A 20,786-nucleotide genomic window follows, 5' to 3' on the forward strand; every position below is an offset into this window, starting at 1 on the left:
AATGTATCTTGACGTTAAGAATCTTTCCATTATCTTATCTCAATATTCAACGCCGGCCAAGAGGCTGTGCCACCCATAGGGTTCCATCATGAAATATCTCTGGGATTCGGCGCTCGGCCTGCTGGTTGTCACCGGCGGCCTGCTGGGCCTGACGCTGCCCTTCGGCAAGCTCGCCACGGCGGCCGGCGTGCCAGCCATGGTCTGGGCCTTTGTCATCTCGCTCGGCGCTGGCGGCGTGCTTTTGGGGGTGCTGCTGGCGCGTGGTCAGCGCATCCGGCTCACCCCGCACAAACTGCGCTATTTCTTCGTCACCGCGGCAGTGTCCTATGCCGTCCCCAATCTCCTGATGTTTTCGGCCATTCCGCATCTGGGCGCCGGCTACACCGGCATCATGTTCACGCTGTCGCCGGTGATCACACTGGTGTTTTCGATCCTGCTCGGCGTCCGGCGCCCCAACATGCTGGGCATATCAGGCATCGCCGTCGGCTTTGTCGGCGCCGTCATGGTGGCGGTGACGCGCGGCGAGGCTGGCCAGCCGGCCGATCTGTTCTGGGTGGTGACGGGGCTGCTGATCCCGGTCAGCCTTGCCGCCGGCAACATCTACCGCACCATCGACTGGCCGGAAGGAACCGGTCCCATCGAACTCGCGGTCGGCAGCCATCTGGCGTCCGCGGCGATGCTGCTCGTCGGCATCCTGACCTTGCTCGGAGGCAAGGCCTTCGTCCAGCTTGGCGCCGTGCCGCTCATCGTCGTGGCGCAGATGGCCTCGGCATCGGCGATGTTTGCTTTCTTCTTCCGGCTGCAGGCGGTTGGCGGTCCGGTCTATCTCAGCCAGATCGGCTATGTCGCGGCAGCGGTCGGACTGTTTGCCGGCACGATCTTCCTTGGTGAACACTATCAACTGCTGACCTGGGTCGGCGCCGTCATCATCACCGCGGGCGTGTTCATCACCACCAAGGCGCAGAGCCAGAAAGCCTGATGGCTTCGAGGCGCACGCCGCACTGCCGTCAGCGTCACCGCCGGGCTCCGGCCTAGGCTGGCCGAGGATTGGCTGTTCAGACCGATCCCTTCTCCGCCAGCACCATGTAGTTGACGTCCATGTCCTTCGACCGCGCCCAGCGGTCGGCAAGCGGATTGTAGGTAACGCCGGTGCGGTCGATGATGGTCAGGCCGGCGCCGCGCAGCGCCTTTTCCAGCTCTTCCGGGCGCACCAGTTTGCCGAATTGGTGGGTGCCGCGCGGCAGCCAGCGCAACACATATTCGGCGCCGATGATGGCGAGGCCGAGCGCCTTGAGTGTGCGGTTGATGGTGGCCACGAACATGATGCCACCGGGTTTGACCATCTCGCCGCATTTGGCGACGAACAGGTTGATATCGGCGACATGTTCGACCACTTCCATGTTGAGGATGACATCGAATTTTTCACCGGCCTCGGCGAGATCTTCCGCCGTCGTGGCACGATAGTCGACGCTGACATTGCCCTCGGCGGCATGCAGTTTCGCCACTTCGATGTTTGTTTCGGACGCGTCCGCTCCGACCACCTCGGCACCGAGCCGCGCCATCGGCTCGCACAAAAGGCCACCACCGCAGCCGATGTCGAGGATGCGCAGGCCCTCGAACGGCCGCGCCGCCCGCGGGTCGCGGCCGAAGCGCGCCGCGATCTGGTCGCGGATATAGGAAAGCCGGACCGGATTGAATTTGTGCAGCGGACGAAACTTGCCGTTCGGGTTCCACCATTCGGCGGCAAGGGCGGAAAAGCGTTCCACCTCTCCGGCATCGATCGTCGATCGTCGGGGCTCAGGCATCGGTTGGTCTCCTCGGACGCTACAGCGCCGCGCGTCCTTCGGACGCGCAAAGGACGCTGTAGCACTTTGATTCTGCGCATGATCCCTTTCCGAAATCGAAGTCGATTTCGGGGTCATGCGCTAGGAAGTCGGGCGTGAGGCATCGAATGTCAAGGCAACATTTTCCTCTGCTGACAAAGTGGCTGGGCGATCAAAGGCCCGGCTTATTTCGTGTCCAGAACATCCCGCAGCTTGGCCGCCAGCTGCTCGATGGTGAACGGCTTGGCCAGGAAGTGCACGTCATGATCGAGCATGCCGTTGTGGACCACGGCATTCCTGGTGAAGCCGGTGGTGAAGACCACTTTCAGCTCGGGCTGGCGCGCGAGCGCTTCCTCGGCGAGCTTGCGGCCGTTCATCACCGGCATGACGATGTCGGTGAAAAGCAGGGCGATGCCTGGTGTCGCGGCGAGCTTCTGAAGGGCCTCCGGTCCGCTTCCCGCATGGATGACGATGTAGCCGAGTTCGCGCATGACATCCGTCGTGGAGGCCCGCACGCGGGGGTCATCCTCGACGACGAGGATCGTCTCGGTGACCTTGGCGGCGCTCTTATCGCGCCCGACGGGCGCTGCCGGCCCCTCGGCTCCGAAAAACCGGGGCAGGTAGATCTTGATCGTCGTGCCTTCGCCGGGCTCGGAGTAGATCTTGACGTGGCCGCCCGATTGTTTGACGAAGCCGAACACTTGGCTCAGCCCAAGTCCCGTGCCCTTGTTGACCGGCTTGGTCGTGAAGAAGGGTTCGAAGGCCCTGGCGATGGTCTCGGGCGACATGCCCGCGCCGGTGTCGGTTACCGCGATCATCACATATTGGCCAGGCGTGACTTCGGCGTGCGTCGATGCATAGCCGTCGTCGAGGTGGCTGTTGACAGTCTCGATGGTCAGCTTGCCCTCATTGTCCATGGCGTCGCGGGAATTGACGGCCAGATTGAGGATCGCGTTCTCGATCTGGCTGGGATCGGCGTGGGTTTTCCACAGGCCGCCCGCTAATACTGTCTCGATGCCGATGCCTTCACCCAAGGTCCGGCGCAGAAGATCGGACATGCCGGTCAACAGCCCGTTGATGTCGACAACCTGCGGCGCCAGAGGCTGCAGGCGGGAGAAGGCAAGCAGGCGGGATGTCAGGTTGGCGGCGCGGCTGGCCGCGTCGGTCGCGGCCTCGACGAGTTTTTCGATGTCATGCTCGCCCCGCTTCAGCTTGCGCTGGGCAAGGTTCATGGCGCTGAGGATCACCGCCAGCATGTTGTTGAAGTCGTGGGCGATGCCGCCTGTCAGCTGTCCGACAGCCTCCATCTTCTGCATCTGGCGTATCTGGGATTCGGCGTTTTCACGCGTCTGGATCTCGTTGCCGAGTTCGATGTTCTTGCGCATCAGCTCTTGCTGGGCGACGACCACCTCGTGGAAGCGGCGACGGGATTGACGTATGGTGTAGGCGGCAAGCAGGAAAATCGCCAGCAACGCGGCCAATGAGCCGATCCGCAGCCAGGCCTCGACCCGGTCGGTACGCTCGTCGCGCGCGGCCACCGCGGCGGCGCCGATGCGTCGGATTGTGTCCATGCTGGCCCGCATCTCGTCCATGGCGGCCTTGCCCTGGCCACTGCGGACCAGTTGCAGGGCCTTTGCCGCATCGCCTCGCTCGTAAAGAGCTATGGTTTCGGCCAGGTCGGCCTGCTGTTGCGAAAGCGCGTCCTTGATGTGGCCGATCTGCTGGGCGATCTGATCGTCGGGAGCGGTCGCGCTGTCGACCCGCGCCAATTGTCCCGGAATTGCCTCGACGGCCTTCCGGTAAGGCTCCAGATACGATTTTTCACCGGTCAGCAGGTAGCCGCGCTGACCACTCTGGGCCTCCTGCGCCAATGAAAGCAGCCCGGAAAGCTGCTCCTGGTACTCGATTGTCTCACGTGCGGCGGCACGATTGGCCCTTTGGCTCTCGACGAGCACCGCACGGGTGCCGACGATCAGTGCCAGCACCGCAAAGCCCGCGACAAGCGGGAGCGATTGCAATCGCATGGCGCGCCGAAGCCGAGCAATCATCTGTTATGCCGAACCGAAAGCAATTTCCCGCGGGCAGCATTTGGTAAGCGGCGCCGGGCCGGAAGGCAATATGCCGTGCTGTTGTGCAATCCGCCGTCAGCCTTGCGAAACCTTCCTCATTTGGCTATGGAGGCCGCGCATTCAGTGGCCGGCGGCAGCCGGGCGCTTTTCTTCCATTTTCGGCCGCGGGCCGGCTCCAGTCAAAGGCATTTCGCTTCCATGGCGCGTATCGTGATGAAATTCGGCGGGACCTCCGTCGCCGACATCGCTCGCATCCGCAACGTGGCACGTCACGTCAAACGCGAGGTCGACGCCGGTCACGAGGTGGCTGTGGTGGTTTCGGCGATGGCCGGCAAGACCAACGAGCTGGTCGGCTGGACCCGCGAGGCCTCACCGATGCACGATGCCCGCGAATATGACGCGGTCGTCGCTTCCGGCGAACAGGTCACGGCTGGCCTTCTCGCCATCACCTTGCAGAACATGGGCGTGCATGCGCGCTCCTGGCAGGGCTGGCAGATTCCGATCAAGACCGACAACGCGCATGGCGCGGCGCGCATCCTCGACATCGACGGCGCCTTCCTGGTCAAGCGCTTCGGCGAAGGCCAGGTGGCCGTCATCGCCGGTTTCCAGGGCATCGGGCCGGACAACCGCATCGCCACGCTCGGACGTGGCGGCTCCGATACCAGCGCCGTGGCGATCGCCGCCGCGGTCAAGGCCGACCGCTGCGACATCTACACCGACGTCGATGGGGTCTACACCACCGACCCGCGCATCGAGCCCAAAGCGCGGCGGCTGGCCAAGATATCGTTCGAGGAAATGCTTGAAATGGCCTCGCTCGGCGCCAAGGTTCTGCAGGTGCGTTCGGTCGAGCTTGCCATGGTGCACAGGGTGCGTACCTTCGTGCGGTCGTCCTTCGACGATCCCGATGCGCCCGGAATGGGGGATTTGCTCAATCCTCCGGGAACGCTCATTTGCGACGAGGAAGAGATCGTGGAACAGCAGGTCGTCACCGGAATTGCCTATGCCAAGGACGAGGCCCAGATTTCGCTGCGCCGCGTCGGCGACCGGCCGGGCGTCGCCGCCGGCATTTTCGGACCGCTGGCCGAGGCCAACATCAATGTCGACATGATCGTCCAGAACATTTCCGAGGACGGCAAGCTGACCGACATGACCTTCACCGTGCCGTCGGGCGATGTGGACAAGGCGCTGGCCGTGCTCGACCGGCTGAAAGCCGAGATTGGCTACGATGTCGTACAGTCGGAAGCCGGCATGTCGAAGGTCTCGGTCATCGGCATCGGCATGCGGAGCCATGCCGGCGTCGCCGCCACCGCCTTCAAGGCGCTGGCCGACAAGGCGATCAACATCCGCGCCATCACCACCTCCGAGATCAAGATTTCGATACTGATCGACGGTCCCTATACGGAACTTGCGGTTCGCACTTTGCATTCCGTCTACGGTCTGGATAAGCAGTAGCAGGACTGAATCAGCTGTTGCGCACTTGCCGGGCGCGGCGGAAACTGCCCCGGCAAGAAGTCTATTGGAGAAGAAGCCGCGATGCGTGACACGGCCGTTGGCCCGCGCGTTTTGCTGAAACGGCTCCGCGAGCTCATGCAGGAGCCGCTGGAGCCGCAGGAGCGGCTCGACCGGATTGTGCGCGACATCGCCTCCAACATGGTCGCGGAAGTCTGCTCGCTCTACGTGCTGCGCGCCGATTCGGTGCTGGAGCTCTACGCCACCGAAGGTCTGAACCCGAACGCCGTCCATCTGGCTCAGCTGCGGCTAGGGCAAGGCCTGGTCGGCACCATTGCCGCGAGTGCCAGGCCGCTCAACCTGTCCAACGCGCAAGAACACCCGGCTTTCGCCTACCTGCCGGAGACCGGGGAGGAGATCTACAATTCCTTCCTCGGCGTGCCGGTGCTCAGGGCAGGGCGCACGCTGGGCGTCCTGGTCGTCCAGAACAAGACCATGCGCCACTACCGCGACGACGAGGTCGAGGCGCTGGAAACCACGGCCATGGTCATCGCAGAGATGATCGCCACCGGCGATCTGGCGCGGCTGACCCGGCCAGGCCTCGAACTCGACCTGCGCCGGCCTGTCAGCTTCACCGGCCTGTCCTTCAACGATGGCGTCGGGCTCGGTCACGTCGTGCTGCACGAGCCGCGTATCGTCGTCACCAATTTGTTCAACGAGGACAGCGAGGAGGAGGTCCGGCGGCTCGAAGCTTCGCTTGGTTCTCTGCGGCTTTCCATCGACGACATGCTGGAGCGCCGCGATGTCGCCTTCGAGGGCGAGCATCGCCAGGTGCTGGAAGCCTACCGCATGTTCGCCAACGACCGGGGCTGGGTACGGCGGCTGGAAGAGGCGATCCGTAACGGCCTGACTGCCGAGGCGGCGGTCGAAAAAGTTCAGAGCGACATGCGCGCCCGCATGCTGCACATGACCGATCCTTATCTGCGCGAGCGGATGAGCGATTTCGACGATCTTGCCAACCGGCTGTTGCGCCAGCTGATGGGACGTGGGCCCGAGGATGTCGCGGCCTCGCTGCCCAAGGACGCCATCATCGTCGCCCGCTCGATGGGCGCTGCCGAACTGCTCGACTATCCTCGCGACAAGCTGCGCGGGCTGGTGCTGGAGGATGGCGCGGCGACCAGCCATGTCGTCATCGTCGCGCGCGCCATGGGCATTCCCGTCGCCGGACAGATGAAGGGCGCCGTTTCCATGGCGGAAAACGGCGATGCCATCATCGTCGACGGCGAGGAAGGCGCGATCCATCTGCGGCCGCAATCCGATCTTGAAGCCGCCTATGCCGAGAAGGTGCGGTTCCGGGCGCGCCGGCAGGAGGTCTACCGCGAACTGCGCAAGAAGCCGTCGACGACTCGGGACGGGGTCCAGGTCGACCTGCTGATGAATGCCGGGCTTGCCGTCGACCTGCCGCAGTTGGCGGAGGCGGGCGCCGCCGGCATTGGCCTGTTCCGCACGGAACTGCAGTTCATGGTCGCGTCGACCTTTCCGCGCGCCGAAGCCCAGGAAAAACTCTACCGCGACGTGCTCGAGGCCGCGCGCGGCAAGCCGGTCACCTTCCGCACCATCGACATTGGTGGCGACAAGGTGCTGCCCTATTTCAAGGGCGCGGTCCAGGAAGAGAATCCGGCGCTCGGCTGGCGGGCGATCCGCCTGACGCTAGATCGGCCGGGCTTGCTGCGCACCCAGATCCGCGCCTTGCTCAAGGCCAGCGGCGGGCGCGAGCTCAAGCTGATGCTGCCGATGGTGACCGAGCTCGGCGAAATCGCCCAGGCGCGCGAAATCATCGACCGCGAGGTGCGGCATCTCTCACGCTTTGCCCATCACCTGCCGACCAGTCTCAAGCTGGGCGCCATGCTGGAAGTGCCGTCGCTTTTGTTCCAGCTCGACGAGCTGATGAAGGCGGTCGACTTCGTCTCGGTCGGATCGAACGACCTGTTCCAGTTCGTCATGGCGGTCGACCGCGGCAACACGCAACTGGCCAACCGCTTCGATACGTTGTCGGCGCCATTCCTGCGCGTGCTCAAGCAGATCGCCGACGCCGGCGCCCGCAATCATACGCCGGTCACCCTGTGCGGTGAACTCGCCGGCAAGCCGATCTCGGCGATGGCGCTGATCGGCCTCGGTTTCCGCTCGATCTCGATGTCGCCGGCCTCGATCGGTCCGGTCAAGGCCATGCTGACGGAGCTGCCGCTGGAGGAGCTGAAGGCTTTCTTCGACGACAATCTGATGGCGCCGGCGCAAGGGCTGCCGATGCGGGCATTGCTGCAGGCCTTCGCCGACGACCGCTCGATCCCGTTGTAGCACCCTCATCATGGTCAATTTGCCCCGCGATCGTATGGATCAAGTCGTCAAGCGTTTCGAGATGCTCGAAGCGCAGATGTCGGCCGGGCCGGCGCCGGATGCCTATGTGAGGATGGCATCGGAATATGCCGAGTTGCAGGAGATGGTGGCCAAGGTCAGGGAATTGCGCTCTGCCGAGCACGAGCAGGCCGACCTTGAAGCGATGCTCGCCGACAAGGGCACCGACGCCGAGATGCGGGCGCTTGCCGAGGCAGATCTGCCCGGCGTCGAGGAGCGCATCGAGACGCTGCAGAAAGACATCCAGATCCTGCTCCTGCCCAGGGATGCCGCCGACGACAAGAACGCCATTCTTGAAATCCGCGCCGGCACCGGCGGCGATGAGGCGGCACTCTTCGCCGGGGACCTGTTTCGCATGTATGAGCGCTATGCCGCCGAACGCGGCTGGCGGTTCGAAACGGTATCGGCCAGCGACGGCGATGCCGGCGGCTTCAAGGAAATCATCGCCACGATCTCCGGTAAAGGTGTGTTCGCCCATCTGAAATTCGAATCCGGGGTGCATCGCGTCCAGCGCGTGCCGGCCACCGAGGCCAGCGGGCGCATCCACACGTCAGCCGCCACAGTCGCCGTGCTGCCGGAAGCCGAAGAGGTCGACATCGACATCAGGGCCGAGGACATCCGCATCGACACGATGCGTGCCTCCGGCTCCGGCGGCCAGCACGTCAACACCACCGATTCCGCGGTCCGCATCACCCATCTGCCGACCGGCATCATGGTGGTGCAGGCGGAGAAGTCGCAGCACCAGAACCGGGCCAAGGCCATGCAGATCCTGCGCGCCCGGCTCTATGACATGGAGCGCAGCAAGGCGGATGAGGAGCGTTCCGAGTCGCGCAAGTCGCAAGTCGGTTCCGGCGACCGCTCCGAGCGCATCCGCACCTACAATTTTCCGCAGGGCCGGGTCACTGATCATCGCATCAACCTGACGCTCTACAAACTCGACCGGGTGATGATGGGTGAACTCGACGAAATCGTCGACGCGCTGATCGCCGATCATCAGTCGAAGCTGCTGGCCGATATCGGCATCGATGGCTGACCATCCGCCCGCGGCGCTGGGGCCGCTGCTGCGGGACGCGCGGACCCGGCTTGCCGCAGCCGGCATCGATGATCCCGCGCTCGATGCGCGGCTGATCGTCGAGCACTATTCCAGCACGACGCGCACCCAGGCGATCGCCGACCCCGAGCGCAAGATCGACGGGAACGCCATCGCCGCGATCGACGGCGCCCTGAGACGGCGAGCTCGTGGCGAGCCGGTGCATCGCATCCTCGGCTATCGCGAGTTTTACGGTTTGCGCTTGTCGCTGTCGCCGGAGACGCTGGAGCCGCGACCGGACACCGAAACGCTGGTCGAGGCGGTGCTGCCCTTTGTCAAGGCAATGGCCGCGCGGGAGGGCACATGCCGCATCCTCGATCTCGGCACCGGCACGGGCGCGATCGCCCTGGCGTTGCTGAGCGTCGTGCCGGCCGCGACCGCCACCGGTGTCGACATCTCCGCCGGCGCTCTGACCACGGCGGCCCGCAATGCCGGGCAATTCGGCCTCGGCGGCCGGTTCACGGCGGTTCAGTCAGACTGGTTTGAAAAAGTTTCCGGCCGGTACCATGTAATTGCCGCAAACCCTCCCTATATACCAACACAAGAGATTGGAAATCTGCAGGACGAAGTCCGCGATTTCGACCCGCGCCTTGCCCTTGATGGCGGTGTGGATGGGCTGAACCCCTACAGGATCATCGCCGCCGAGGCGGCAAGGTTTCTGGAAGCCGAAGGCAGGATTGCGGTCGAGATCGGCCACACGCAAAGCAACGACGTCAACGATATATTTCGCGCGGCCGGTTACGCGGCTGGCGAGGTTTTTAGCGATCTCGGCGGAAACGACAGGGTTCTTGTTTTTCAACGAGCAACGTCTTGACGCAGTGCAAAAAAAGCGCTTGGCAATACCGGGGAATGCGGCTAGGGTCGCCTAACCGGATGAGACGAAGCAGGCAGTGCTCTTAGCGATTCGGTTTTTCCTTGGAAATAGCTGCCTTCTTGCGCAAACGACGCCCAAGCTTCGTGCGGGAATCGTCCGGCAAGTGATGTAACCGGAAACAGGATGACACGTGGCGCCAACGCAATCGATGCGGGCGAACGCCGGTGAAGAAACGAAACGGCTGGCTGCATGAGCGCCTCCGTTCGTGAAGAGTTTTTCAAAATTTCAAGATGAAGAGAGTCGAATGAGGCCACAACAGCAGAACAGGCGCATGCGCGGTCGCAACAACAATGGCGGCGGCGGTGGCAATAACAATAACAACAACAATAACAACAACCGCAAGGGGCCGAATCCGCTTACGCGCAATTACGAGAGCAACGGCCCGGACGTGAAAATCCGTGGATCGGCTCAGCAGATTGCCGAAAAATACGCCACGCTTGCCCGTGACTCGCACAGCTCCGGCGACCGGGTGATGGCGGAGAATTACCTCCAGCACGCTGAACACTACAATCGCATCATTGCCGCCGCGCAGGCGCAGATGCCGATCCAGAACGTCCAGCAGGCACGCGACGAGTTCGACGAGGACGGCGACGACGATCGCGACGAGTTCGACAATGCCGGCAGTGGGGCCGGCAACAGTGGGGCGGGAAATAGCAGCGGCAATGCCGGTTCCGATCCACAGCTCCCCGTGATCAACCATGGCGCAGGTCCGCAGCCGGTGATCGAGGGCATGCCGGCGGAGGTTGCGCTGAACCGGGAAAACGGTCGCGACAATCGCGACAATAGCGGGCGCGACAACAGCGGGCGCGACAATAACGGTCGCAACAATGGCGGCCGCGACAACGGTGGCGGGCGCCATCGCGATCGCCGCCCCAATGGCGGCTACGGCCAGCGCGACTACGCTTCACCCGAACAGGGCGGCCAGCAACAGCGCAACGAGGCCCCGGGGCAGACAGAAGGCCAGGCAGAGGCCGCTTCGCCGCCCGAGACCGTCGCGGCGGCCGAGCCGGCTCCACGGTTCGAGAATTTTTCACCGGCAGGTCTGGCCGCCCAGGCCGAACTCAATGAGGCGGCCGCCGAAAGCGGTGCTGCCCGCCGTCCACGGCGTCCGCGCCGTCCGCGCACCAATGCCGATCAGGTCGAGAGCGGCAGCGAAAATGGGGATGCGGCCGAGACAGCGGCGGCTCCGGTCGACAGCGGCGGTGCCGAACCCGTGGTTTCCGACATCGACAACTGAGCGAACGGCATTCAAGGCCTTGAGCGGCGGAGAGAAATCTCCGCCGTTTTCGTTTGGGCTGACGTGGAATATTATGCGCCTGCCATATTGCGACATCTTGAGGGGCAAGGGTCCATGCACCATATCTGGCCTGAACAGGATCCGGCTCGAATGGGCGGGTCCGTCACCGCAATCTGATCCGGTGCCGCAAAGCGGGCCGGTGATGGAAGGAGACAAATATGAACCTTGAGAAATACTCGGAGCGAGTGCGCGGCTTTATCCAGTCCGCGCAGACCATGGCGCTCTCGCGCAACCACCAGCAATTCACCCCCGAACACATTCTGAAAGTCCTCGTCGACGATGACGAAGGCTTGGCCGCGTCGTTGATCGAGCGCGCCGGCGGCAATGTCCGCGATGTCAAGCTCGGCGTCGAGACGGCGCTCGAGGCGATGCCCAAGGTGGAGGGCGGCAATGGCCAGCTCTATCTGGCACAGCCGCTGGCCAAGGTGTTCTCGACCGCCGAAGACCTGGCTAAGAAGGCCGGCGACAGCTTTGTCACCGTCGAGCGGCTGCTGCAGGCGCTTGCCATGGAGAAATCGGCCAAGACCGCCGAAATCCTGGCCAAGGCCGGTGTCACCGCGCAGGCGCTGAACCAGGTCATCAACGACGTCCGCAAGGGCCGCACCGCCGATTCGGCGAGTGCCGAACAGGGCTATGACGCGCTGAAGAAATACGCACGCGACCTCACCGCGGACGCACGCGCGGGCAAGCTCGACCCCGTGATTGGCCGCGACGACGAGATTCGACGCACCATCCAGGTGCTGTCGCGCCGCACCAAGAACAACCCGGTGCTGATCGGCGAGCCGGGCGTCGGCAAGACGGCGATCGCCGAAGGGCTGGCGCTGCGCATCGTCAATGGCGACGTGCCGGAATCGCTGAAGGACAAGCAGTTGATGGCGCTCGACATGGGCGCGCTGATTGCCGGTGCCAAATATCGCGGCGAATTCGAGGAGCGGCTGAAGGCTGTGCTTTCGGAGGTCACTTCGGCCAGTGGCAACATCATCCTGTTCATTGATGAGATGCACACGCTGGTCGGCGCCGGCAAGGCCGATGGTGCCATGGATGCGTCGAATCTCCTGAAGCCCGCGCTGGCGCGCGGCGAACTGCACTGCGTCGGCGCCACCACGCTCGATGAATACAGGAAGCATGTCGAGAAGGATCCCGCTCTTGCCCGCCGTTTCCAGCCCGTCTTCGTCGACGAGCCGACAGTGGAGGACACGGTCTCGATCCTGCGCGGCCTGAAGGAGAAATACGAGCAGCACCACAAGGTGCGTATCTCCGATTCGGCACTGGTGGCGGCGGCGACATTGTCCAACCGCTACATCGCCGACCGCTTCCTGCCGGACAAGGCGATCGACCTCGTCGACGAAGCCGCCTCGCGGCTCAGGATGCAGGTCGATTCCAAGCCCGAAGCGCTGGACGAGATCGACCGCCGCATCATGCAGCTCAAGATTGAACGCGAAGCGTTGAAGGTCGAGACGGACGATGCCTCGAAGGACCGGCTCGCCCGCCTGGAAAAGGAACTTGTCGGCCTGGAAGAGGAATCGACTGAGATCACCGCGAAGTGGCAGGCCGAGAAGCAGAAGCTCGGGCTAGCGGCCGACTTGAAGAAGCAGCTCGACGAAGCGCGCAACGACCTTGCCATTGCCCAGCGCAAGGGTGAGTTCCAGCGGGCCGGCGAGCTTGCCTATGGCAAGATCCCGGAACTGGAAAAGAAGCTGAAGGAGGCCGAAGCCCAGGACGGCAAGGCCGGCATGGTCGAGGAAGTGGTCACGCCCGACCACGTCGCCCATATCGTGTCGCGCTGGACCGGCATTCCGGTCGACAAGATGCTGCAGGGCGAGCGTGACAAGCTGCTGCGCATGGAAGACGAGATCGGCAAGCGTGTCGTCGGCCAGGGCGAAGCGGTGCAGGCCGTTTCCAAGGCGGTGCGGCGTGCCCGTGCGGGCCTTCAGGATCCGAACCGGCCGATCGGCTCGTTCATGTTCCTCGGGCCTACCGGCGTCGGCAAGACGGAACTGACCAAGGCTTTGGCCAATTTCCTGTTCGACGATGAGACGGCGCTGGCGCGCATCGACATGTCCGAATACATGGAGAAGCACTCCGTCGCCCGGCTGATCGGCGCGCCTCCCGGCTATGTCGGCTATGAGGAAGGCGGTGCGCTGACCGAAGCGGTGCGGCGCCGGCCCTATCAGGTCGTGCTGTTCGACGAGATCGAAAAGGCGCATCCGGATGTCTTCAACGTGCTGTTGCAGGTGCTCGATGACGGCCGGCTCACCGACGGGCAGGGCCGCACCGTCGACTTCCGCAACACACTGATCATCATGACGTCGAACCTGGGAGCCGAATATCTCGTCAATCTCGGCGAGGACCAGGATGTCGATGCCGTACGAGACGAAGTGATGGGCGTGGTCAGGGCATCGTTCCGGCCGGAGTTCCTCAATCGCGTCGACGAGGTGATCCTGTTCCACCGGCTGCGCCGCAAGGACATGGACCGTATCGTCGAGATCCAGCTCAAGCGGCTCGAGAGCCTGCTGACCGATCGCAAGATCACGCTGTCGCTGGATCCCGAGGCGATCGAGTGGCTGGCGGCCAAGGGTTACGACCCCGCTTATGGTGCCCGGCCGCTGAAGCGGGTGATGCAGAAGGAACTGCAGGATCCGCTGGCGGAAAAGATCCTGCTCGGCGAGATCCTGGACGGCTCGACTGTCAAGGTCACGGCCGGTTCCGACCGGCTGAATTTCCGCTCCAAGCCGGCGATCGTCGCGGCCGAGGTCGCGGCCTGATTCAAACGCCGCGCGTCCACCGGACGCGCGGCGTTTTCATGCAATTGGCGGGGGATTGATGACGCTGGACGACTACAACGGCTTCTGCGCTTCGCTGCCTGCAACGAACCACGTGGTGCAATGGGGCGGCGCCCATGTTTGGAAGGTCGGGACCAAGGTGTTTGCGATCGGTGGCTGGGATCAGGGTCGGCAGCTCTTCGTCACCTTCAAATGCTCCAACATCGCCTATGACGTGCTCAAGGAGCAGCCGGGCCTGCGCCCCGCGCCCTATCTTGCCTCCCGCGGCATGAAGTGGATCCAGCGTCAGACAAGCCAGAGCATGGATGATGGTGCGCTGGAGGACTATCTGCGCGAGAGCCACCGCCTTGTTGCCCTTAAGCTGACGAAGCAGGCGCGCAAGGAATTGGGGCTTGGCGCAAGCTAGCCAATATTCCCCGAGGCGCCGGAAAACCGCCATCTTCATGCCCGGTTCATGTTGGAACCATATGGTGGGTAACTGGTTTGCTGGCGAAGGGTTCGCCGAACTGAACAATGCCGGGCGGCGGCACATACGGACCGGAGAGTTTCGCACGATGCTGCGCAGTATCTTCACCCTTTCGGCGCTTGCCGCGGGACTGGTGTTTTCCAATGCGTTCGCCGCGCCGACGCATGACGGTGCCGCCCAGCCTGTCCGCACGTCCGGGAGCGGCGGCATTCTGCTCGCGCAGGACGGCAATCTCGACATTTATTACGATGCCAGGGGCAATCGCGTCATCGTCGATTCGGACACCGGCAAGGTGATCGCCATCCAGCCGCCACAGACACGGCTCGACCGGCGGGCGCTGCGCCGAGAGAGCCGGATGCGCGAACTTGGCCGCGCACCCGCCGACGATGACCGTTACTATCTCGACGATCCCCAGGACATGGCCCGCTTCCGCCGCAGACAGCTGGAAGAGGAAGGCCGGGTCATTCCACCGCCCGCCGACGAATACGATCCTGACGGAAATGGTTCAGTCGATGCCTATCCGCCGGCACCGCGGGACGACGGCAGTTACGACAACAATTATCCCGACGCGCCGCAGCCGGGTACAATCAAGCGCCAACCGCTGAACGAGGCGTCGATAGACCCCGTCCGGCCGGCAGACCCGACGGACCAGGCAGCGCCCTCGGACCAGGCGGCATTGCCGCCAAAGGCCGGCGGCAAGACGTCGGTTGATCCGTCGCTTTCGTTGGGCGCACGCCAGGATGTCGCGGCACTGCAGGTGCTGCTCGACCGGGGCGGGGCTTCGCCTGGCGTCATCGACGGGCGCTTCGGTTCGAATGTCGACAAGGCGCTGGCGGCCTACAATCAGATCAACGGCAGCAGCCTCAAATCGACCGATTCGGTCGGCATCCAGGCCGCATTGTCGCAGTCCGGTGGCGACGCGTTCGCCAACTACACCATCACCGCGGAGGATGCGGCCGGCCCCTATGTCGCGTCGATCCCGGAAGACTACAGCCAGAAGGCGCAACTCGACCGCATGGGCTTCACCTCCGTCACCGAAGCGCTGGCCGAGCGCTTCCACATGGACGAGAACTATCTCAAGGCGCTCAATCCGGACGCCAACTTCAATCGTCCCGGCACGATCATCAAGGTCGCGAATTTCGGCAAACTGGTTTCTACCCCCGTCACCCGCATCGTCGCCGACAAGGGCAGGAAGGAAGTTTTTGCCTATGATGCGTCCGGCAAGCTGGTCGCGGCCTACCCCGCCACCATCGGCTCATCGGACACGCCATCCCCGACCGGCATCCATGCCGTGTCGCGTGTCGCGCTCGATCCGAACTACACCTACAACCCCAACATCAACTTCAAGCAGGGCGAGAACAACAAGATCCTGACCATTCCCCCTGGGCCGAATGGCCCGGTCGGATCGGTGTGGATCGCTCTGGACAAGCCGACTTACGGCATCCACGGCACGCCGGAGCCCTCGAAGATAGGCAAGACCGAGAGCCATGGCTGCGTGCGCCTGACCAATTGGGACGCGCGTGAACTGGCCAAGCTGGTCTCGGCGGGCGTGCCGGTGGAGTTCGTCGAGTAGGGTATGTCGATATTCAGGCGATTCCGGCCTGACCTGAATCTCAACATAAATCTCAACCAATGATCCTGCGCACCCACTTCACATTCGGCGTTGCCGCGTAGATCAACTGCACCACCAGAATGAAGCCGACGCTCGCCAACGGGGTGATCAGGCAAAATGCGGCGCCGACGGCCCACAGGACCTGCGCCTTGACGATGCGCAGGTAGACCGTGCGTTTCGTTTCCGCGTCGACGTCCTCCGCGACAAGGCCGCTTTTCTCCGCATACCGCCAGCTGACGAACAGCGTGATGCCGAGCATCAAGAGGTTGAGCCAGTAAACCAGCACCGCGGTCCTGAATTCCAGAAAATCGGCCAGAAGGTCGGTCGAGAACGGCAAGAGCGCGATGAAGGCGAGAAAGCAGAGGTTCAGCGTGGCCAGCCGTCTGTCGGATTTGGCGATCAGACCATGCTGGGCCTGCTGGCCGAACCAGAAGATGGTCAGGGTCAGAAAGCTCAAGGCATAGGTGAGGAAGCGTGGCGCGAGTGCCGCGATGGCGGCGAGCAGATCATGTTCGGAGTGGATCACCTCATGCGCCGGCACCCTGATCTCGAGCACGATCAGGGTGAGCGCGATGGCGAACACGCCATCGGTGATACCGACAATACGGCCGCGCCCCTCAACCGATGCTTCGAGCGGACGCTTCATCGATTTCTCCTGCCCGCGGGTCCTGGAAAACCTAAAGCGCGTCTCGTCGAAACGGATTCATGCGACGCGCTTTAAATCTTGCCTGATGCATGTCGTTGTCGCAAAAGCCGAGGTCACTTTTGCGCGACATGCATTAGCATGACTGCCGCGGTTTGCATCGGGGCAGATGCAATCCCTGGCAATATGGCTGGTTTCAAGGACAACAAGCCGCTGGCCGGTTGTTGCCGCCGCGCCGACGGTCTAATGAGGGTGGCATGCATGCGCCCAATCAAGCCGCCGCCGTTCCGCTGACCGCTCCGGTCGCGAATGGCACGTTCTGCCCGCAATCGCAGCGGCGTTATGTGTTGATCGCGGCGATCCTGGCCTCGGCGCTCGGCTTCATCGACGGATCGATCCTGGCGATAGCCATGCCGGCGATCCGCGTCGACCTCGGCGCCAGCCTTGCCGAGGCGCAGTGGATTTCCAATGCCTATGCGCTGACACTCTCGGCGCTGATCCTTGCCGGCGGTGCCGCAGGCGATCGGTTCGGGCTGCGCCATGCTTTCGTGGCCGGCATTGCGCTGTTCGTCGTGACCTCGCTTGCCTGCGCGCTGGCGCCGAACGCTGTCGTGCTGATCGCATTTCGCGCGCTCCAGGGCATCGGCGCCGCGATCATGGTGCCGGGCAGTCTCGCGATTATCGCCAAGGCCTATCCGAAGAAGGAACGCGGCAGGGCGATCGGCATCTGGGCGGCGGCCTCGGCGCTGACCACCGCTCTCGGCCCCGTGCTCGGTGGCCTGGTGCTGTCGGCCTTCGGCGGCGGCATCTGGCGGGCGATCTTTGCCGTCAATCTGCCGCTCGGCCTGGTCTCGATCTATCTGCTGCTCGCCAAAATTCCGGCCGATGCGCCGACGGAGAAACGCAGTCTTGACCTTGCGGGCGGGGCGCTTGCGACTCTGGCCTTCGGCGCGCTTGCCTATGGGCTGACTTCAATGAGCGCCAGCGGCGAGAGCCACATGGCCGGTCCAAGCATTGCCGCCGGCGCCGTGCTGCTTGTCGTCTTCATCCTCTTCGAGCGGCGGCAGCGCGAGCCGATGATAGATCTCAGCCTGTTTCGCATCGGTGCTTTCGCCGGCGCCAACGTCGCGACGTTCTTTCTCTATTTCGCACTGTCAGCCAATCTTTTTTATCTGCCGATGCTGCTGATCGCAGGCTGGGGACTGAGCACCGCCGAGGTCGGCTTCATCTTCCTGCCGCTGTCGGCGGCGATCGCGCTTCTGTCGGGGGCCGTCGGCAAGCTGTCGGACCGGATCGGGCCCCGTTTTCCCATTGCCTGCGGCAGCCTGATCGTGGCGGTTGCCTTCGCCGGGCTGGCCTTGCTCGCCTATGCCGGCTTTCACCATTTCTGGACCGGCATCTTCCCCTTGATGGCGCTGATGGGGCTTGGCATGGCGTTGGTCGTATCGCCATTGTCCACCGCCATCATGACGGCGGTGGAAGACAAGGACACCGGCGCGGCTTCCGGCATCAACAACGCCGTCTCACGCATCGGCGGTTTGATCGCGGTGGCAGCGATGGGGTCGCTCGCTGCCTGGATTTACGCCAATGGCCTGGAGGTAAATGCCGCGCCCGGCGTGCCTGGCTTCGGCGAACCGCCACCGGCAGGACTTTCGCCGGCACTCGATGCGGCGAGGATCGCCGCCAGCGACGCAGCCTTTTCCGCCATCTCCTTGGTGACGGCGCTGCTATGCCTGCTTTCCGCTGTCATTGCCTGGACGACGATTTCGGGCGAAGCGCTGCCGTGGTCGCGGCGCGCCGAACCTCGGCAGGACAAAGGCTGAGTCTCAGCCTTCGATCTTGGCGCTGGCGACCTTCAGCGAATTGCCATCTTCCTGTTTCAGCAGATCGTCGATGCGCTCGCGCTCGCGCTTGAAGGCGACGAGATCGTCGCCTTTCAGCACCTTGCCGACCGGTAGACGGACGCGCATCGGATCGACTTTGGTGCCATTGACGATCAACTCGTAGTGCAGGTGCGGGCCTGTGGCGAGGCCGGTCTGGCCGAGATAGCCGATAGTCTGTCCCTGGCGCACATGCATGCCCGGCTCCATACCTTTGGCAAAGGCACTCTGGTGATTGTACGAGGTCTCGTAGCCATTGGCATGGCGAATGATGATCTGCTTGCCATAGCCGCCGGCCCAGCCGACCTTCTCGATGACGCCATTGCCGGCGGCGATGATCGGCGTGCCAATCGGGGCTGCCCAGTCGACGCCTGTGTGCATGCGGACATAGCCGAGGATCGGATGCTTGCGGGCGCCGAAGCCGGAGCGGAATTTTCCGGCGGGCAGCGGATTGCGCAGCAGGAACTGCTGGGCGCTCGAGCCGTCTTCGTCGAAATAGTCCGTGCTGCCGTCCTGCATCTGGAAGCGGTAGAAATTGCGCGTCGTGCCGCCGAAGGTCGCCGAGACATAGAGAAGCTCGGAATTGTCCGAGGTCTGGTCGTCGCCATCAGGCTGCGAGAACAGCACTTCAAGGCGGTCGGAGGGATTGAGGCGGGACTGGAAATCGACATCGGATGCCAGGAGCTTGATCAGCCGCTGGGTCATCGCCTTGGACATGCCGTAGGAATAGGCGGCGCGGTAGATGCCGTCATAGACGTTGGGCAGATTGCCGCGCACCACCACCGGCGCCGACGAATCGTCGAACGCGGTCAGCAATTCGGGATTGGGCTCAGGCTCCTGGGCCGGCACGTACTGGCCGCGGTCGTCGAGCGCGATGGTGACGATATGCGTGGTCTTGTCATAGACGCTTGTGCGCACGACCTTGGCGGCGTCGCCGTGGACCTCGAGGCCAACACGCAGCACCGTTCCAGCCTTAAGCGCCGGCGCGTTGAGCAACTTGGCGATCGCTTCGGCCATGCCGGTGGCATCATCGCCCGTGTAGCCCGAATCGGCGAAAGCCTCCGTGAGGTCGGTGTCTTTGGTGAAGGGGATGATTTCCTCGGCGAAAGCCGGTGCCTGGTCGTCCGCGTTGGCGCGTGGCGATACGGAGACATTTTCCGGCACGATCTTCACATCGTAGGAGCCGGCCATGCTCTCGGCAAAGGCTTCGCCGAATCGCTGCGGATCGACATAATGAAGCGAAGCCACCTGCACGGCGCCGTCGCTTAGGTCGGTGCCGGCTTCGCGTACCACTTTTTCGACTTCGTCGGCCGACAGGTCGCTCTTCTCGTCGAAGGAAGCCGTCGCGATCGGGAAATCGACGGTCTTCAGGCTCATTTCGCTTTCGACCTTGGCGCCGTAGATCTGGCCGGAGGCGGCCGACGCCGTCGCAGGCTGTGCCGATGTATCGTCGCCGTCGTCGCCGAACACCTGCATCGGGTCGAAAGGCGGGTAGGCCCGGCTGGTGGTGTGGCCGGCTGCGAGTGCCATCTTGATCTGCACGAAAGGCATGGTGTGGATGACATCGCGGTCGCCGACCTTGGTGACCATCGACACTTCCATGCGGCGGCGATCCTTGGCCTTGGCGATCTGGCGCGGCGCCACCAGCCTGGTGGTCTTTGCCACCTCGCCGGAATCGCCGTTGCTGGCAAGGCCGATCAGTTCGGCGATCTCGGGTGGGGTCGCCAGTTGCTGGCGACCGTCGAGAGCGGCGAACAGCGCGACGCCCATCAGCACGCTCGAGGTTACACCGGTGAGGAATGTTCCCGACAGCCAGCGCGCAGAAACCTCACGCCGATCGGGCGGGCCGCTGCGGCCGTCCGCAATAAGCGGCGGCTCATTGCCGAGTTCGGCTATAACATCTTCCGTATCTGGCATCCAGAAAGGCTGCTTCTTCCCCGGGCGGAACGGCTTGTCGCTTTTGTTGTGGCCATGACATTTGCCTGTCACGGCAGGTTAAGTCAACGAAGCCTCAGGCCCCGGTCGAATTCCCCTCGTGCACTTCTCTCTTATAGAGCACTTCTAAAAGCGGGCGGTGTGCCTTCATCCACAAGGCTCTCGCGCACGCCCTTACGGCGCTCTTGGAAGAGGGCATTGCACGGCTGTGCTCGCGCCCTCTTTTGCTGGCCTTGGTGTCGAACGGCAATGCGGCGGCAATAGGGCTCCTTCGTGGCCTCCTCCTCCTGTTGTCCCTGTTCCCCTGGGGCAGCCGACTATCGAGAAAGCGCGCCCGAAATTTCTGTCGCAAAAAGTTCAAAAACATTTGGGAAATGTGTTGACAGTTTTGGTTGGTGGCGACTATATACGCCTCACGAACGAGGGCGGTGCGCCGCTGGCGACGAAGAAGTT

The 20,786-nt window shown here is 63.5% G+C and carries 14 protein-coding genes; 10 read left to right on the top strand and 4 right to left on the bottom strand.

Annotated elements, in window-relative coordinates; genetic code table 11:
- Window positions 1-88: 88 nt before the first annotated feature.
- Complete coding sequence (locus tag LB554_RS22140) at window positions 89-979, top strand: DMT family transporter (protein WP_224586950.1); 891 nt, start codon at window positions 89-91, stop codon at window positions 977-979.
- 76 nt (window positions 980-1,055) lie between these two features.
- Here the strand turns inward: LB554_RS22140 and ubiG are convergent, their stop codons facing one another.
- Complete coding sequence (ubiG, locus tag LB554_RS22145) at window positions 1,056-1,805, bottom strand: bifunctional 2-polyprenyl-6-hydroxyphenol methylase/3-demethylubiquinol 3-O-methyltransferase UbiG (RefSeq protein WP_224586952.1); 750 nt, start codon at window positions 1,803-1,805, stop codon at window positions 1,056-1,058.
- Window positions 1,806-2,008: 203 nt separating this feature from the next.
- Window positions 2,009-3,847: a CHASE3 domain-containing protein gene (locus tag LB554_RS22150; RefSeq protein ID WP_224586954.1), complete on the bottom strand. Its 1,839-nt coding sequence runs from the start codon at window positions 3,845-3,847 to the stop codon at window positions 2,009-2,011.
- Between the two features lie 243 nt (window positions 3,848-4,090).
- Between LB554_RS22150 and LB554_RS22155 the strand changes: the two genes are divergently transcribed.
- From LB554_RS22155 to LB554_RS22190, 8 genes are all read left to right on the top strand, one after another.
- Window positions 4,091-5,344, top strand: a complete 1,254-nt coding sequence (locus LB554_RS22155; RefSeq protein ID WP_015315600.1) for an aspartate kinase — start codon at window positions 4,091-4,093, stop codon at window positions 5,342-5,344.
- An 81-nt stretch (window positions 5,345-5,425) separates the two neighbouring features.
- Window positions 5,426-7,696: a phosphoenolpyruvate--protein phosphotransferase gene (gene ptsP / locus LB554_RS22160; RefSeq protein WP_140662767.1), complete on the top strand. Its 2,271-nt coding sequence runs from the start codon at window positions 5,426-5,428 to the stop codon at window positions 7,694-7,696.
- A 10-nt stretch (window positions 7,697-7,706) separates the two neighbouring features.
- The gene (gene prfA / locus LB554_RS22165; RefSeq protein WP_015315602.1) at window positions 7,707-8,786 is read left to right on the top strand and encodes a peptide chain release factor 1; all 1,080 of its coding nucleotides are present in this window, start codon (window positions 7,707-7,709) and stop codon (window positions 8,784-8,786) included.
- A complete protein-coding gene (prmC, locus tag LB554_RS22170; RefSeq protein WP_224586956.1) occupies window positions 8,779-9,657 on the top strand; it encodes a peptide chain release factor N(5)-glutamine methyltransferase in 879 nt (292 codons plus the stop codon). Before prfA ends, prmC begins: the two co-directional genes overlap by 8 nt.
- Before the next feature lie 304 nt (window positions 9,658-9,961).
- On the top strand, window positions 9,962-10,954 hold the full coding sequence (locus LB554_RS22175; protein WP_224586957.1) for a DUF4167 domain-containing protein: 993 nt from the start codon (window positions 9,962-9,964) through the stop codon (window positions 10,952-10,954).
- A gap of 218 nt (window positions 10,955-11,172) precedes the next feature.
- Window positions 11,173-13,779, top strand: a complete 2,607-nt coding sequence (clpB, locus tag LB554_RS22180) for an ATP-dependent chaperone ClpB (protein ID WP_140875011.1) — start codon at window positions 11,173-11,175, stop codon at window positions 13,777-13,779.
- Between the two features lie 58 nt (window positions 13,780-13,837).
- Window positions 13,838-14,203 (top strand): MmcQ/YjbR family DNA-binding protein, encoded by a 366-nt coding sequence (locus tag LB554_RS22185; protein WP_224586959.1) that lies wholly within the window; start codon window positions 13,838-13,840, stop codon window positions 14,201-14,203.
- Window positions 14,204-14,351: 148 nt separating this feature from the next.
- On the top strand, window positions 14,352-15,836 hold the full coding sequence (locus LB554_RS22190; RefSeq protein WP_224586960.1) for a L,D-transpeptidase family protein: 1,485 nt from the start codon (window positions 14,352-14,354) through the stop codon (window positions 15,834-15,836).
- Between the two features lie 52 nt (window positions 15,837-15,888).
- On the opposite strand, the gene LB554_RS22195 is transcribed toward LB554_RS22190, so the two are convergent.
- A complete protein-coding gene (locus LB554_RS22195) occupies window positions 15,889-16,521 on the bottom strand; it encodes a TMEM175 family protein (protein WP_224586962.1) in 633 nt (210 codons plus the stop codon).
- A gap of 254 nt (window positions 16,522-16,775) precedes the next feature.
- Between LB554_RS22195 and LB554_RS22200 the strand changes: the two genes are divergently transcribed.
- A complete protein-coding gene (locus LB554_RS22200; protein ID WP_224586963.1) occupies window positions 16,776-18,341 on the top strand; it encodes an MFS transporter in 1,566 nt (521 codons plus the stop codon).
- A 3-nt stretch (window positions 18,342-18,344) separates the two neighbouring features.
- Here the strand turns inward: LB554_RS22200 and LB554_RS22205 are convergent, their stop codons facing one another.
- Window positions 18,345-20,315, bottom strand: coding sequence for a M23 family metallopeptidase (locus LB554_RS22205; RefSeq protein ID WP_181166413.1), 1,971 nt, complete (start codon window positions 20,313-20,315; stop codon window positions 18,345-18,347).
- Between the last annotated feature and the right edge of the window lie 471 nt (window positions 20,316-20,786).

The sequence above is a fragment of the Mesorhizobium sp. CO1-1-11 genome (assembly GCF_020164995.1).
GTDB lineage: Bacteria > Pseudomonadota > Alphaproteobacteria > Rhizobiales > Rhizobiaceae > Mesorhizobium > Mesorhizobium australicum.